This window comes from Aquisalimonas asiatica (assembly GCF_900110585.1).
Lineage (GTDB): Bacteria > Pseudomonadota > Gammaproteobacteria > Nitrococcales > Aquisalimonadaceae > Aquisalimonas > Aquisalimonas asiatica.
The window spans coordinates 638,335-653,266 of record NZ_FOEG01000001.1 but is presented as its reverse complement, the minus strand read 5'-3'; the positions used below and the strand labels follow the sequence as shown (position 1 = coordinate 653,266).

Below are 14,932 nucleotides of genomic sequence, written 5' to 3'. Positions count from 1 at the left end.
CCGTGATCGAGGATATCCAGAAAGATGCCAAGCAGCGGATGCAGAAGTCCGTTGAAGCGCTGAAGTCGGAGCTGGTCAAGATCCGTACCGGCCGCGCCCACTCCAGCCTGCTGGACCATGTCACCGTCGAGTATTACGGCGCCGAGGTGCCGGTCAACCAGGTGGCCAACGTCTCCGCATCGGACGCCCGCACGCTGCTCGTCACTCCCTTCGAGAAGGGTATGGCGCCCAAGATCGAGAAGGCCATCATCCAGTCGGATCTTGGCCTCAACCCGGCGTCGCAGGGCGAAGTGCTGCGCGTGCCCATGCCGGCCCTCAACGAGGAGCGGCGCAAGGAACTGGTCAAGGTCGTCCGCAACGAAGCCGAACAGGCGCGTGTCGCGATTCGCAACGTCCGCCGGGACGCCAACTCCGACATGAAGACGCTGGTCAAGGAGAAAGAGATCACCGAGGACGATCAGCGCCGCGGTGAAGAACAGATCCAGAAGCTGACGGACCAGTTCGTTGCTCAGGTGGATGAAGTGCTTGAGCAGAAAGAACAGGAGCTCATGGCCATCTGATTGTTGATCGGCCGGCGCCGCTGCCGCCGGCTGGTCCCGCTCGTGTCCCGAGAAGCTCCCGGGGCGATACCCGTACCGCGGCAGGAACGATGAGCGACGATACTGCGCAAAGGAACCGCCCTGATGCGGCTGTGCCCCGGCATATTGCCATCGTCATGGATGGCAACGGCCGCTGGGCACGTTCGCGTTTCATGCCGCGCCAGGCCGGGCATCGCGCCGGCGTGGACTCGGTGCGACAGGTGGTCGAGACAGCCGGGCACCTCGGTGTTGAAGCGCTGACGCTGTTCGCGTTCAGCAGCGAGAACTGGTCCCGCCCGAACGACGAAGTCTCCGTCCTCATGGACCTCATGCTGAGGACGTTGCAGAAGGAGTCCGCCCGGCTCCACCAGAACAATGTGCGTATCCGGCTGATCGGGGAACGCAGCCATCTGTCGGAGCGGTTGCGCCTGGAGATTGCCGAGGCGGAGCGCCTGACCGAACACAACACCGGGCTGACGCTCGTGGTTGCCGTGAGTTTCGGTGGCCGCTGGGACATGCTCCAGGCCGCCAGGCGGTTTGCACAGGACGTGCGGGAGGGCGTGCGCGACCCGGACGATCTCGACGAAGCGCTCTTCTCCGGTTACCTCAGCCTTGACGGGCTTCCCGATCCCGATTTGCTCATCCGCACCGGCGGCGAGCAGCGGATCAGCAACTTTCTGCTCTGGCACCTGGCCTATGCGGAGCTCCACTTTGTCGACACCCTCTGGCCCGATTTCGGTGCCGAGGAGCTGAAGGCGGCGGTCGCCAGTTTCGCGGGGCGTGAACGCCGCTTTGGTCTGACCAGCGAACAGGTGGAGCGGCTGAGCCGTGCTTAAGTGGCGGGTCATTACCGCCCTGATCCTCCTGCCCCTTGTTCTCGGGGTGGTGTTTTTCCTTCCGACCGCGGGCTTCGCCCTTGCCATGGCAGTGGTCGTCGCACTGGGTGCGTGGGAATGGACCCATCTCATCGGTATTCAGGCGCAGCGTGAGCGGCTCGCTCACGTGGGGGCCCTTCTGGTTCTGGTGGCCGGGAGTGCTGCCGCGCTGGGCAGCGCCACGGCAGCCTCCGTTGTGCTGGCCATCGGCGTGGTCGGCTGGCTCGGGCTGATCGGCTGGCTGGTTGCCTACCAGCGGGGGCGGGCCGCGGATACCCCGGTGACCGGGCGCCCTGGAACCGTGCTCGGTCTTCTGTTGTTCGTTCCCGCCTGGTTCGGGCTGGTGTTCGTGCACGGCCAGCCCGGCGGGGCATGGCTGGTTTTCAGTCTGCTGGTCCTGACCTGGGCGGCCGACGTGGGCGCCTATTTCGCCGGTCGTGCCCTTGGCCGGCGGCGGCTCGCGCCCCGAATCAGCCCGGGCAAGACCATGGAAGGCGCCGCCGGCGGGCTTGCCCTGACGCTGGTGGCCGCCTGGTTGCTGGCGTCCGTGTTGCCGGCGCCGCTGCCGGGTGGCCTGTCGCTGGTGTTCCTGGCCGTGGCGATGTTTGTTGCCTCGGTTGCCGGTGACCTGTTCGAGAGCATGATCAAGCGCCGCTGTGGCGTGAAGGATAGCGGGACGCTGCTGCCGGGCCACGGCGGCGTGCTGGACCGCATCGACAGTCTGACCGCGACGGCGCCGGTGTTTGCCGCGGGGCTGTCATGGCTGTAGATGCAGTCACTGTCACCATCCTGGGCGCGACGGGCTCCATCGGCACCAGTGCCCTGGATGTCATGGCGCGGCACCCGGGGCGCTTCCGGGTGCGGGCACTGACCGGGCACCGCAATATCGGTCTGCTAGCGCAGCAGTGTCGTCGGTTCAGGCCGGAGCTTGCAGTGGTGGCCGACGCGCAGGCTGCGTCGGCGCTGCGGGAGCAACTGGGCGCCGCCTGCGGCGATATCCAGATCCTGTATGGCGAGGACGGCCTCGAGTACGCCGCCGGAAGCGGGGCCGACATCACCGTGGCGGCGATCGTGGGGGCCGCCGGCCTGCGTCCGGCGCTGCGCGCCGTCGCCGATGGGGGGCGCATCCTGCTGGCCAACAAGGAGTCCCTGGTCATGGCCGGTGCGCTGTTCATGGACGCGGTGGCCCGCAGCGGGGCCACACTGCTGCCCCTGGACAGCGAGCACAATGCGGTCTTCCAGTGCCTGCCGGGGAACTTTTCCCGCGCGCGACCCGTCGATAGCGGTGTGACCCGTGTGCTCCTCACGGCCTCCGGTGGCCCGTTCAGGGCCACACCGCGGTCCGAACTGGAGCAGGTAACGCCCGAGCAGGCGTGTGCTCATCCGAACTGGTCCATGGGGCGCAAGATCTCCGTGGATTCGGCGACGCTGATGAACAAGGGCCTGGAGGTCATTGAGGCGTCCTGGCTGTTCGGTATCGATGCAGATCATCTCGACGTGGTCGTGCATCCGCAGAGCATCGTGCATTCCCTTGTCGAGTACGTGGACGGAACCATGCTGGCCCAGATGTCCAATCCGGATATGCGCACACCCATCGCCCACGCCCTGGGCTGGCCGGAGCGTCTCGAGGCCGGTGTCACGCCCCTGGACCTGGTCGGGCTGGGGCGGCTGGATTTCGGCGCGCCGGATCATGACCGGTTTCCCTGTCTGGGCCTCGCCTACCAGGCGCTGCGTGCTGGCGGCAGCGCACCGGCCGTACTCAATGCCGCGAACGAGGAGGCGGTGAGTGCCTTTCTCGATCAGTGTCTGCCCTTCACCGGCATTGCGACGGTCATCGAGACGGCTTTGGAGTGCGCGGAGACCGTTGACCTCACCGGCATCGACGCGCTGCTGGCCGTGGATGGCGCTGCCCGCCGGGTGGCGCGCGACGCGATAGCGCGGGCGGGAGCGGCACAGTGACGGGGATCGGCACCAATATCGTCGCCTTTCTCGTGGCCATCGGCATTCTCGTGGCGCTGCACGAGTACGGTCACTACTGGACCGCCAAGAAACTTGGCGTCAAGGTGCTCCGCTATTCCATCGGTTTTGGCAAGCCCCTGGTGACCTGGCGTCGCGGGCCGGACCAGACCGAATACACCATTGCCGCCATCCCGCTGGGTGGCTACGTGAAGATGCTCGACGAGCGGGAAGCCCCCGTGGCCGAGGCCGAGCGTCACAGGGCGTTCAACACCCAGGCACTGTGGCGGCGCACGTTGATTGTCTGCGCCGGTCCGGCAGCCAACTTCCTCTTCGCCATCCTGATCTACTGGCTGCTGTTCGTGGTCGGAACGCAGGAGTTGCGCCCCGTGATCGGTCCAGTGGAACCCGAGACGCCGGCGGCCGAGGCCGGCTTCGAGGAGGGCGAGGAGATCCTGTCGGTGGCCGGGCAGCGGACACCCACCTGGGAACGGGTGCTGATGCGGCTCATGGATGGCGGGCTGCGCGGCCGGACGGTGGAGGTCGGCGTACAGGGCGAGGACGGCCAGGAGAGCGCCCGCGATCTGGACCTGTCCGGGTTGCCCCGGATGGGGGACGACCCGGATCTCCTGCGCGTGATCGGCCTGCAGCCGTGGCGCCCCAGTATTGCTCCCCGGGTTGGCGAACTGGTCGATGGCGGTGCCGCGGCGGGGGCAGGGCTCCAGCCCGGTGACGTGGTTGTTGGCGTCGATGATGAATCCGTCGGCGAATGGCAGGAACTTGTCGAGGCGTTGAATGCCCGAGCGGGAGATTCGGTGACCTTGGCGGTGGATCGCGACGGCGAGTCTGTGCGGATCGACGTCGACCTCAACCCCGCCGGGTCCGATCAGGGCGTGCTGGGCGTGCGACCGGATATCGCATCGGATGCATTCGAGCACATGTTCCACACCGTGCGCTACGGACCGGTGGATTCATTGGGGGAGGCCGTTCAGGGGACATGGCAGACAAGTACACTCACGCTGCAGGTTCTGTGGAAGATGCTCGTCGGCGAAGCGTCACTGAACAACCTGAGCGGCCCGATCAACATTGCCCAGTATGCCGGGGACACCGCGTCTACCGGGCTGGTGCCATTCCTGAAGTTCCTGGCCATCGTCAGTATCAGCCTCGGCGTAATCAACCTGTTACCCATTCCCGTACTTGACGGCGGGCACCTGCTGTATTTCGCCGCAGAGGCCATCAAAGGGAGTCCCGTGTCAGAGCAGGCGCAGATCATCGGGCAGCAGATCGGTATTCTGATGATCATCCTGTTGATGGGGCTGGCATTTTATAACGACATCGCGAGATTGCTCGGTTGAGCAGGCGAGATAACCGACAAGATTCCAAAGACGTTTTTATGCGCAAACTGGTTGTTGCTCTCACCCTCTGTGTCGCCGTCGTCGCTCCGGTTCAGGCCTTTGAGGCGTTCACGGTCGAAGACATCCGCGTGGAAGGCCTCCGTCGTATCGCTCCGGGTACGGTGTTCAACTATCTCCCGATTACCACCAACGACGAAGTGGACCGGCAGCTTGCCGCCGACGCCGTTCGCGCCCTGTATGACACCGGCTTTTTCCAGGACGTGGAGCTTGAGCGGGATGGCAACGCGCTGGTGGTCAACGTCGTGGAGCGCCCATCGGTTGCCGACATCGAAATCAGCGGCAACAGCGCCATCCCCACCGACGCGCTCAAGCAGGCGATGAGCGACTCCGGGCTTGCCGAGGGGGAGACCTACAACCGGGCACTGCTGGAAGGAATCGAGCGCGAGCTGCGCCGGCAGTATTTCGGCCAGGGGCGGTACGACGTGGAGATCGAGACGACGGTCTCGCCGTTGCCCCGGAACCGGGTCGCCATTCGCATCGACATTGATGAAGGGCAGACCGCGCGCATCCGCGATGTCCATTTCGTGGGCAATGACGCCTTCAGCGACCGGGAACTGGATGGTGTCTTCAGTCTCGGGCGCAAACCCTGGTACCTGCCGTTCTCCCGCCGCGACCGGTACTCCCGGGAGGCGCTGTCCGGCGACCTGGAGAATCTGCGGTCCCACTACATGAACCGCGGCTACGCGGATTTCAGCATCAACTCCAGCCAGGTCTCGATGACCCCTGACCGCAGCGGCATCTACGTGACCATCAACATGGACGAAGGCGAGGAGTACCGGCTCGGTGATGTCAGGGTCATCGGCGATACCGTGGTGGAACCGGAAGAGCTCGAGGAGCTGATCGAGCTGGAGACCGGCGACCTCTTCTCCCAGGAGCGGATCACGGGCGGGGCCAACCGCATCCGTGAGCGGCTTGGGCAGGAGGGCTACGCATTCGCCAACGTCAATCCCGTGCCCGACATCAACCGGGACGAACAGACGGTGGATCTGACCTTCTACGTCGACTCCGGCAGTCGTGCCTACGTCCGGCGCATCAACATCAGTGGCAACTACCGCACGGACGACGAAGTCATCCGGCGCGAAATGCGCCAGATGGAGGGCGGTTGGCTGTCATCCGAGAACATTGACCTGTCCCGGCGGCGGCTGAACCAGCTCGGTTTCTTCCAGAACGTGGAGATCGAGACGCCGCAGGTCCCTGGCGAGTCCGATCAGGTGGACGTCAACGTCGATGTCACCGAAGGCCTCTCCGGCAGCCTCCAGGCCGGCATCGGCTACGGCAGCGGGCAGGGCATGCTGCTGAACTTCTCCGTGGCGCAGGACAACGTCCTGGGCACCGGTGACCGCATGCAGCTGGCCCTGAACAATAGCCGGGTGAGTTCTCTCTATCAGCTGTCCTACACCGACCGCTATTACAATGTCGACGGCGTTACCCGGTACTTCAACGCCAGCCTCCGCGAGACCGATGCGCGCAGGGCGCGCCTGTCGGATTACGGCGTGCGAGCGGGGAACCTGGATATCGGCTTCGGCATTCCGCTGAACGAGGAGGATCAGGTCCGTATCGACGTGGGGTACGAGGATCTGCGCCTGAATCTTGGCTCCCAGGCCACCGATGACCAGCGCGATTTCGTCGACGAGTTCGGCGACCAGTACGAGAACTTCAAGACGGAGGTGAGCTGGATCCGCAACACCTACGACCGGCGCATCTTCCCCACCAGCGGTGCCCGTCAATCCCTGGGGATCGAGGCGTCGCTGCCCCAGAGCGATCTGCAGTACTACAAGGCCAACTACAGCCACAGGCGCTACTTCTCCCTGGCGGAAGACTGGTCGCTGTCCCTGCAGGGGCGTCTCGGCTACGGTGAGGGTTACGGTGACACCAGCCGCCTGCCGTTCTTCGAGAACTTCTTCACCGGCGGCATCAACTCGGTGCGTGGCTACCGTGCCAGCTCGCTGGGTCTGCGGGGTGAGGACGATCGTCCGACCGGGGGCAATTTCCGCGCCGTGGCCAACGCCGAGCTCTACTTCCCGGTGCCGTTCATCGACTCGCCAGCGGTGCGGTTCTCCACCTTCGTGGACGGGGGGCAGGTGTACAATACCCGTGAGCAGGATATCGACTTCGATGACATGCGCTATTCGGCGGGTGTGGCGTTCACCTGGATGTCGCCTCTGGGCGCATTGACAATGAGCCTCGCCGAACCGTTAAATGACGAGCCCGGAGACGATCTGGACCGCTTCCAGTTCTCGCTCGGTCAGTTCTTCTGATTGCAGGCAAGGCGGTTGCGTTCGCGGGCCGGCGCTCCGGGGCGTCGTGCTCGTGACGTGACCGATTGAAGTAGATGCCCAACGGCATCGCGAACCTGGCCGGGATGAAAATGAACAGAGTTGTCCGAGTTGTAACGCCGGTGCTGCTGGCGGTAACCCTCGTATGGAGCGGCATCGCCGCTGCTGATACACGGATCGGCTTCGTCAATGCAGGGCGGGTGACGTCCGAGGCACCACAGGCGGAAGCCGCTCGTGCCAGCCTGGAGGACGAGTTCGGTCCGCGGGATCGGGCCATCTCCGAGGAGCAGGAAGCGCTGCGGGAGATGGAAAACCGCCTCAACCGCGATGGGGCGGTCATGAGCGAGAGCGAGCAGCAGCGGCTGCAACGGGATCTCGTTGCACGCCAGCGGGAGCTGCGCCGGGCGGAGGAGGAATTCCGCGAAGACTTCAACATGCGCCGCAACGAGGAGCTGGGGCGCTTGCAGCGACGGATCGTCGAGACCATCGACGACCTTGCCGAGTCGGAAGGCTTCGACCTCATCGTGAGCGAGGGCGTCATTTTCGCCAGCGACCGCGTTGATATCACCGATCGGGTTCTCGAACGACTGCAACAGGACTTCGACAACCAGTAGAAGCGCGTGGCGTGTCCCGGGCCGGTGTGGGCGCCTTGCCCGACCACGCCCGAAAGCCACCCGGTTGTCCGCGCGCTCCGGATGCGGACCCGGCCACGATAATCCAAGGGGAGCGTCTGCATGAAACGACTGGGGGAACTGGCTTCGACTCTGGATCTGGACTTGCGTGGTGATCCGGATCATCAGGTCGAACGCATCGCTTCCCTGGATACTGCAGGCGCGCTGGAACTGACCTTTCTTGCCGACTCCCGCCGGCGCGGTCAGCTGACCGAGAGCCGGGCGGGTGCCGTCATCGTTCGCCCCGACGACGCGGATAGCGTCCCGGGAAATGCCCTGATCGCTCCGGACCCCCATCTGGCATTCGCGCGGGCGGCACAGCTGCTGCACCCTCCGGAGGCGCGTTCCGGCATTCACGCCAGTGCGGCCGTTGACGAGTCCGTGCAGGTGGGCCATGGGGTTGCCATTGGTGCACAGGCGGCAATCGGACGCGACGTGGTGCTGGAAGAAGGGGTTCAGATCGGTGCCGGTGTGGTGATTGAGGACCACGTCACGGTTGGGGCCGGTACGATCATTCACCCTCGGGTAACCGTCCTCGCGGGCTGTGTGCTCGGTGCGGGGTGTGTCGTTCACTCCGGCACGGTGATCGGGTCCGACGGGTTTGGTTATGCACGGGACGGCCAGCGCTGGGAGCGCGTACCGCAGGTTGGCAACGTGCGCATCGGCGACGGCGTGGACATTGGTGCGAACGTTTCCATCGATCGCGGCGCCATCGGCGACACCGTGATCGAGAACGGGGTCAAACTGGATAACCAGGTGCACATTGCGCACAACGTCCATATCGGCGAGAACACGGCGATCGCGGGCTGTGTCGGGGTGTCCGGCAGTACCCGGATCGGGCGGTGTTGCACGATTGCCGGTGCGGTCGGCATTGCAGGACACCTGGTCATTGCCGATAACGTGCATATCACCGGTATGGCGCAGGTGACGAAAAGCCTGACCGAACCGGGGATCTACTCGTCGGGTACGGGAATCGAGGCGAACCGCAGCTGGCGGCGCAACGTGGCACGGTTCCACCAGCTCGATGACATCGCGCGCCGGTTGCGCACGATCGAGCGGCGGCTGAAAACGGACGACTAGGTGGCGTGACGGGGTGTCGCCCCGGCTCGCCCCGCCGCAATCTCTCAAAGAACGGACAATTTGGATTTATGGATACCAATCAGATCAAGCACCTGTTGCCACATCGGTACCCGTTTCTGCTCGTGGATCGGGTTCTCGAAAGTGAGCCGGGTGAGCGCCTGCTGGCACTGAAGAACGTCACCATCAACGAGCCCTTCTTCCAGGGTCACTTCCCCATTAAACCCGTCATGCCGGGTGTGCTCGTGCTCGAAGGGATCGCCCAGGCGTGCGGCCTGCTCGCCTTCGAAACGGAAGGGGAGAAGCCGGAGGGGAATCCGCTGTTCTACCTTGTCGGTTACGACAAGGCGCGTTTCAAGCGCCGCGTCGAGCCGGGTGACCAGCTGCAGATCGAGGTGACGCTGCTGCGCGTGCGCCGCGGCATCTGGGTGTTCTCCGGGAAGGCGAGCGTTGACGGCGAAGTCGCCGCGGAGGCGGAAGTCATGTGCACCGTGCGGGATGCGGAATCTTGATCGACGAGACCGCCAGGGTTGATCCGTCGGCGCAGCTGGGAAACGACGTCACCGTCGGTCCCTATGCGGTGATCGGGCCCGACGTACAGATCGGGGACCGGTGCGAGATCGGGCCGCACACGACTGTCTACGGGCCGACGCGCCTCGGCGCGGACAATCGCATCTTCCAGTTTGCGTCCATCGGTGCCGAGCCCCAGGACAAGAAGTTCTCCGGCGAGGGGACCTGGCTGGAGATGGGAGACCGCAATACCGTCCGCGAGTTCGTGACCATCAACCGCGGCACCGCGCAGGACAAGGGTGTGACCCGCATCGGGGACGACAACTGGATCATGGCGTCCGTCCATATCGCCCACGACTGCCTGGTCGGCAACCGTATCGTGTTCGCGAACGGCGCCTCACTTGCGGGTCACGTGGACGTGGAGGATGACGTCATTCTCGGCGGGTTCACGCTGATTCATCAGTTCTGCCGGATCGGTGCGTTCAGCTTTTCCTCCATGGGCAGTTGCATCAAACAGGATGTGCCGCCGTACGTGACCGTCTCCGGCAACCCCGCCGAGCCCTTCGGGGTCAACAGTGAGGGGCTGCGCAGGCAGGGATTCTCGAAGCAGGACGTGCTCGCCGTTCGCCGGGCGTACCGCACTGTTTACAAGGCGGGGCTGCGCCTCGAGCCGGCCCTTGAGCGGGTGCGGGAGATCGCTGCCGACCATCCGCCGGTGGAGCGTCTCGCCGCCTTCATCGGTGAGAGTCGCCGCGGCATCGTGCGCTGAGGCCGCCGGCGTGGAGGTCAGGGCAGGGCGGGAACCATCGGGAGCGACCATGCGGATCGGTATCGTGGCCGGGGAAATGTCGGGCGACTACCTGGCGGCCGGACTCATGCGGGAGCTCCGCAGGCAGTTTCCCGATGCGCGTTTCGAGGGTATTGGCGGGCCGCGCATGGAGGCCGAGGGGTGTGTCAGCTTTCACCCCCTCGAGTCCCTCTCCGTGATGGGGCTGGTGGAGGTGCTGCGCCACCTTCCCGGTCTGCTGGCCATTCGCCGGGATCTGGTCCGGCGCTTCCGGGCGGATCCGCCGGACCTGTTCATCGGCATCGACGCGCCCGACTTCAACCTCGGTCTGGAACGGCGCCTGCGGGAGCGGGGCATTGCCACGGTGCACTACGTCAGCCCGACGGTCTGGGCCTGGCGTCAGGGGCGGATCCGTGACATTGCCCGTTCCGTGGACCGCATGTTGTGTATCTTCCCGTTCGAGCGTGAGTTCTTCCGGCACCACAATGTGCCTGCGACGTTCGTGGGCCATCCCCTGGCCGACGAGGTCCCGGAAACCCCGGATCAGGCGGGCGCGCGCCGTGCGCTCGAGCTGCCGCCCGAAGGGGCCATGGTGGCACTGCTGCCCGGCAGCCGCATGAGCGAGGTGAAGCACCTGGGGCCACTGTTCCTGGAGACGGCGGCGTGGCTGTTCCAGCATCGGCCGGATCTGCACTTCGTGGTGCCCTGTGCCACGCCCCCCATCGCCGAGCACATGCGGGCCCTGGCAGCCGCACACACGGACGGCATGCCCGTGACCCTGGTCGACGGGCGCTCGCGTGAGTGCCTCGCCGCGGCCACGGTGGCGCTGCTTGCGTCGGGAACGGCGAGCCTGGAGGCGATGCTGCACAAACGCCCCATGGTCGTGGCCTACAAGGTGTCCGCGCTGACCGGCTGGTTGGCGCGGCGCCTGGTCAAGGTGGACCACTTCGCCATGCCCAACCTCATCGCCAACCGCCGGATGGTCGAGGAGTTTGCCCAACAGGAGGCGGTCACCGGCAATCTCGGGCCCGCCGTGCTGGATCTCCTGGAGCACCCGGAGAAACGCGAACGCCTGGTTGATGAATTCACGACGTTGCACCGCAGCCTCCGACAGGATGCAAGCGTCCAGGCCGCCGAGGCCGTGGCGCAGCTCCTTGAGGAGCGGGGCCACGTGCGCCGCGTGGCGGAGGAGTCCATGTGAACGTCGTCACGGGGGGAGCAGGGGCGCCGGCCGCCACGGCCGATGGCCGTCTGATTGCCGGGGTGGACGAAGCGGGGCGGGGGCCGCTCGCGGGCCCCGTTGTGGTCGCAGCGGTGATCCTCGACCAGGACAGCCCGGTCGCCGGCATTAACGACTCCAAGCGCCTTACCGCGCGGCGGCGTGAGACGCTGGCGGACGCGATTCGCGAGCAGTCCCTGGCCTGGGCGATCGTCCAGGCCTCGCCGCAGGAGATCGACACCCACAACATCTTCCAGGCGACCCTTCGCGCCATGCGGCATGCGGTGGAGTCATTGACGGTGGCTGCGGGGCACGTGCTCGTGGACGGCAAGCACTGCCCGGAGCTGCCCTGTTCGGCGGAGGCAATCGTGGGGGGTGACGGCCTGGAGCCATCCATCGGGGCGGCGTCGATTCTTGCCAAGGTGGAGCGGGACCGCATCATGGTCGAGCTGGAGGAGGCCTGGCCCGGCTACGGGTTCGCCCGCCACAAGGGGTATCCCACCCGCGACCACATGGACGCCCTCAAACGCCTCGGGCCGACGCCCGAGCACCGCCGCTCGTTTGCCCCCGTGCGCGAGGCCCTCGCCGCACCTCCGCTGCCATTCGCGGACTAGCCGCAGTCAACAGGGGTATGGAGGTGCCGGTGGCACGTTGCCCTAGGCGTCCACCGCGTGGCGGACGGTCTCGGCAATACGGTGGATGTCGCGGTCGCTCAGCTCGGGGTAGATGGGGAGCGACATGCAGTACTCCGAGACCTTCTCCGCCATGGGCAGGCTGACGTCCGCATAGGCGTCGCGGAACACCGGCTGGCGGTGCAGCGGCACCGGGTAGTACACCGCACAGCCGATGTTCGCCGAGCGCAGGGCCGCCATGATCCGGTCCCGCTCATGGACCAGCAGGGTGTACTGGTGGTAGACGTGGCGACCGTATCCGGCGTCGTGGGGAATGGTCACGCCCGGCACGCCGGAGAGCTGTTCCCTGTAACTCTGGGCCACCCGCCGCCGGCAGGCGTTGTAACGGTCGATGCGGCGCATCTTGGCGCGCAGGATCATGGCCTGGATTTCGTCCAGGCGGCTGTTGTAGCCGATGATGTTGTGGTGATAACGCTCCCGGCTGCCGTGATTGCGCAGCACCCGCAGCTCTTCCGCCGTGGCCGCGTCGTTGGTGGCCACGAGCCCGCCGTCACCGTAGCCGCCCAGGTTCTTGCTGGGGAAGAAGCTGTACGCCCCTGCGGCGCCGAACGTTCCCGTCATGCGGCCGTCAATGGGGGCGCCGAAGGACTGGGCGCAATCCTCGACCACGAGAAGCCCGTGCCGGTCAGCCAGCTCCATGAGCTCCGGCATGTTCACGGGCTGGCCGAACAGGTGCACGGGCATGATCGCCCGGGTCTTCGGCCCGATGGCCGCCTCGACCTGGTTGAGATCAATATTGAAGGTGTCTCCCTCGATGTCCACGAAAACCGGGGTTGCACCCACGTAGCAGATGGCTTCCGCGGTGGCGATGAAGGTAAACGGCGTCGTGATCACCTCGTCGCCGGGGCCGACGCCCAGGGCCGCCAGCGCCAGATGCAGGGCGTCGGTGCCGGAGCCGCAGGAGACCGCGTGGGATGCGCCCAGGTAGGCGGCCACTTCCTCTTCCAGGGCCTGGACGTTGGGGCCGAGAATGAACTGGGCATTGTCCAGTACCTCGCTGAAACCCTGCTCAAGCTCCTCGCGCAGGTCGTCGTACTGGGCCTTGAGGTCCACCATTGGAATCATCGGCCGCGCATCCTTTAGTGTTGTGGTTGATCGGGAAGGGGATTGTCGCGTAACTGGCGCGTGATTTCGATGGCCGTGGCCAGCGCTTGCCGGCCGTCCGCGCCGGTGACCAGGGGGTCGCGGCCACTGCGGATGCAGTCCACGAAGTGCGTGATCTCCGCGCGCAGGGCATCGCCGTCATCGAATGCCCGCTGCTCGCTGTGGATGTCTTCCATGGCTGGCGTTGCGCGGCCACTGTTCACCCGTGAGCGGATATCAAGGCTGCGTTGCTGGAAATCCAGCGCGATGTAGCTGTTGCGCTGGAACAGCCGCATCTTGCGCTCCGCCTTGAGGCTGACGCGGCTGGCCGTGACATTGGCCACGCAGCCGTTGTCGAACTGCAGGCGCGCGTTGGCAATGTCGATGTCCGAGGAGATGACGGGGGCACCATTGGCGTCGATGCGGACCACGGGCCGGTCCACCAGCTTCAGGATGATGTCGATGTCGTGGATCATCAGGTCGAGCACGACGCTGACGTCGGCACCGCGTGGATTGAACGGCGCCAGCCGCTGGGATTCGATGAACATGGGCGTACCCACCATATCGGCGAGCTCCCGCACGGCGGCGTTGAAGCGCTCCAGGTGGCCGACCTGGAGGCGCCGGTCGTGGCGACGTGCCAGATGAATGAGATCGTCCGCTTCGTCCAGGGACGTGGTGATTGGCTTCTCCACCAGCACGTGGCTGCCGTGACGGAGGAACTCCGCGGCCACCTGGTGATGGAAGCGGGTCGGGACCACGATGCTGACCGCGTCCACCTTGCCGAGCAGCTCCCGGTAGTCCGCGACCGCGTCCGTACCGACCTCGGCGGCCACTTCTGCGGCGCGGCTCTGGTCGGTGTCGGCGACACCCACCAGCTCCACGTTGTCCAGCGCTGCGTACTTCTGTGCGTGAAAGCGCCCGAGGTAGCCGACGCCGATAACCCCTGCGCGGATGGTGTTCATCGCGTGATTCCCCGTTTCGATGCGCGGATGAAGCCGACCAGATGGGCGACCCGTTCATTGTCACATGCGCCGTCCTGCTCGAGCTGATCCAGCGCCTGCTCCAGGCGCAGCCCGGAGCTGAACAGCACGCGGTAGGCGGCGCGCAGCGCCTGAATGGTATCGGCGTCAAAGCCCGCCCGCTTGAGGGCGCGTCGGTTCAGGCCGTACAGCTTCGCGTGATTACCCGACGACATGGCGTAGGGCACGATATCCATGGGCGCCATGGTGCCACCCCCGAGCATCGCGTACTCGCCGATCCGGGCGAACTGGTGAATGGCGCACAGACCGGCAATGTTGACCCGGTCCTCGACCGTGACATGGCCGGCCAGGGTCGCGCCATTGGCCATGACCACATGGTTGCCGACGATGCAGTCGTGGCCCACGTGGGCATAGGCCATGAACATGTTGTCATCGCCGATGGTGGTGGCGCCGCGGTCCTTCGGCGTCCCGCGGTGGATGGTCACCAGCTCGCGGATCTGGTTGCCGCGCCCGATCTCCAGCCGCGTGGATTCGCCCTGGTAGCCGAGATCCTGGGGCGGCGTGCCCAGGATGGCGTGGGGGCCGATGACGTTGTCCGGGCCGATGGATGTCGGCCCCTCGATGACGGCGTGGGCCCCGATCCGGCAGTTGTCACCGATCTGCACACCGGCGCCGATGCAGGCGTACGGTCCGACGGTGACACCCGTGCCGAGGATGCAGTCATCCGCGATGACGGCGGTGGGATGAATCATTACCAGTATCCTTCTGCAGGTTCACGGCGCGGTGTCCGCGCGCATCGGGCGTACCCTACCG

At 65.8% G+C, this 14,932-nt stretch carries 15 protein-coding genes; 12 read left to right on the top strand and 3 right to left on the bottom strand.

Annotated elements, in window-relative coordinates:
• Window positions 1-2 precede the first annotated feature (2 nt).
• From frr to rnhB, 12 genes are all read left to right on the top strand, one after another.
• Window positions 3-560 (top strand): ribosome recycling factor, encoded by a 558-nt coding sequence (frr, locus tag BMZ02_RS03105; protein WP_091639822.1) that lies wholly within the window; start codon window positions 3-5, stop codon window positions 558-560.
• An 89-nt stretch (window positions 561-649) separates the two neighbouring features.
• Window positions 650-1,414 (top strand): undecaprenyl pyrophosphate synthase, encoded by a 765-nt coding sequence (locus BMZ02_RS03100; RefSeq protein ID WP_091639820.1) that lies wholly within the window; start codon window positions 650-652, stop codon window positions 1,412-1,414.
• The gene (locus BMZ02_RS03095; protein ID WP_091639817.1) at window positions 1,407-2,222 is read left to right on the top strand and encodes a phosphatidate cytidylyltransferase; all 816 of its coding nucleotides are present in this window, start codon (window positions 1,407-1,409) and stop codon (window positions 2,220-2,222) included. Before BMZ02_RS03100 ends, BMZ02_RS03095 begins: the two co-directional genes overlap by 8 nt.
• Window positions 2,213-3,412 carry a 1-deoxy-D-xylulose-5-phosphate reductoisomerase gene (locus tag BMZ02_RS03090; protein WP_091639816.1) on the top strand — a complete coding sequence of 400 codons (1,200 nt, stop codon included), beginning with the start codon at window positions 2,213-2,215 and terminating at the stop codon, window positions 3,410-3,412. The genes BMZ02_RS03095 and BMZ02_RS03090 overlap by 10 nt, the downstream gene beginning before the upstream one ends.
• Window positions 3,409-4,764, top strand: coding sequence for an RIP metalloprotease RseP (rseP, locus tag BMZ02_RS03085; protein WP_091639814.1), 1,356 nt, complete (start codon window positions 3,409-3,411; stop codon window positions 4,762-4,764). The genes BMZ02_RS03090 and rseP overlap by 4 nt, the downstream gene beginning before the upstream one ends.
• A 38-nt stretch (window positions 4,765-4,802) precedes the next feature.
• Complete coding sequence (bamA, locus tag BMZ02_RS03080) at window positions 4,803-7,082, top strand: outer membrane protein assembly factor BamA (protein WP_091639813.1); 2,280 nt, start codon at window positions 4,803-4,805, stop codon at window positions 7,080-7,082.
• A gap of 110 nt (window positions 7,083-7,192) precedes the next feature.
• Window positions 7,193-7,714 carry an OmpH/Skp family outer membrane protein gene (locus BMZ02_RS03075; RefSeq protein WP_091640397.1) on the top strand — a complete coding sequence of 174 codons (522 nt, stop codon included), beginning with the start codon at window positions 7,193-7,195 and terminating at the stop codon, window positions 7,712-7,714.
• A gap of 120 nt (window positions 7,715-7,834) precedes the next feature.
• Complete coding sequence (gene lpxD, locus BMZ02_RS03070; protein WP_091639810.1) at window positions 7,835-8,851, top strand: UDP-3-O-(3-hydroxymyristoyl)glucosamine N-acyltransferase; 1,017 nt, start codon at window positions 7,835-7,837, stop codon at window positions 8,849-8,851.
• A gap of 68 nt (window positions 8,852-8,919) precedes the next feature.
• Entirely contained in the window at window positions 8,920-9,360 is a 441-nt protein-coding gene (gene fabZ / locus BMZ02_RS03065) for a 3-hydroxyacyl-ACP dehydratase FabZ (RefSeq protein ID WP_091639808.1), read from the top strand.
• Window positions 9,357-10,127: an acyl-ACP--UDP-N-acetylglucosamine O-acyltransferase gene (lpxA, locus tag BMZ02_RS03060; protein ID WP_091639806.1), complete on the top strand. Its 771-nt coding sequence runs from the start codon at window positions 9,357-9,359 to the stop codon at window positions 10,125-10,127. The genes fabZ and lpxA (BMZ02_RS03060) overlap by 4 nt, the downstream gene beginning before the upstream one ends.
• A gap of 49 nt (window positions 10,128-10,176) precedes the next feature.
• The gene (lpxB, locus tag BMZ02_RS03055) at window positions 10,177-11,346 is read left to right on the top strand and encodes a lipid-A-disaccharide synthase (RefSeq protein WP_091639805.1); all 1,170 of its coding nucleotides are present in this window, start codon (window positions 10,177-10,179) and stop codon (window positions 11,344-11,346) included.
• Entirely contained in the window at window positions 11,343-11,978 is a 636-nt protein-coding gene (rnhB, locus tag BMZ02_RS03050; protein WP_171909786.1) for a ribonuclease HII, read from the top strand. Before lpxB ends, rnhB begins: the two co-directional genes overlap by 4 nt.
• Before the next feature lie 42 nt (window positions 11,979-12,020).
• Here rnhB and BMZ02_RS03045 read toward each other — a convergent pair whose 3' ends face one another.
• From BMZ02_RS03045 to lpxA (BMZ02_RS03035), 3 genes are read right to left on the bottom strand one after another with little or no spacing between them, the layout of a single operon-like run.
• Window positions 12,021-13,121, bottom strand: coding sequence for a DegT/DnrJ/EryC1/StrS family aminotransferase (locus BMZ02_RS03045; RefSeq protein WP_091639803.1), 1,101 nt, complete (start codon window positions 13,119-13,121; stop codon window positions 12,021-12,023).
• A 14-nt stretch (window positions 13,122-13,135) separates the two neighbouring features.
• Entirely contained in the window at window positions 13,136-14,101 is a 966-nt protein-coding gene (locus BMZ02_RS03040; RefSeq protein ID WP_091639801.1) for a Gfo/Idh/MocA family protein, read from the bottom strand.
• Window positions 14,098-14,871 carry an acyl-ACP--UDP-N-acetylglucosamine O-acyltransferase gene (gene lpxA / locus BMZ02_RS03035; protein ID WP_171909785.1) on the bottom strand — a complete coding sequence of 258 codons (774 nt, stop codon included), beginning with the start codon at window positions 14,869-14,871 and terminating at the stop codon, window positions 14,098-14,100. Before lpxA (BMZ02_RS03035) ends, BMZ02_RS03040 begins: the two co-directional genes overlap by 4 nt.
• Window positions 14,872-14,932 lie beyond the last annotated feature (61 nt).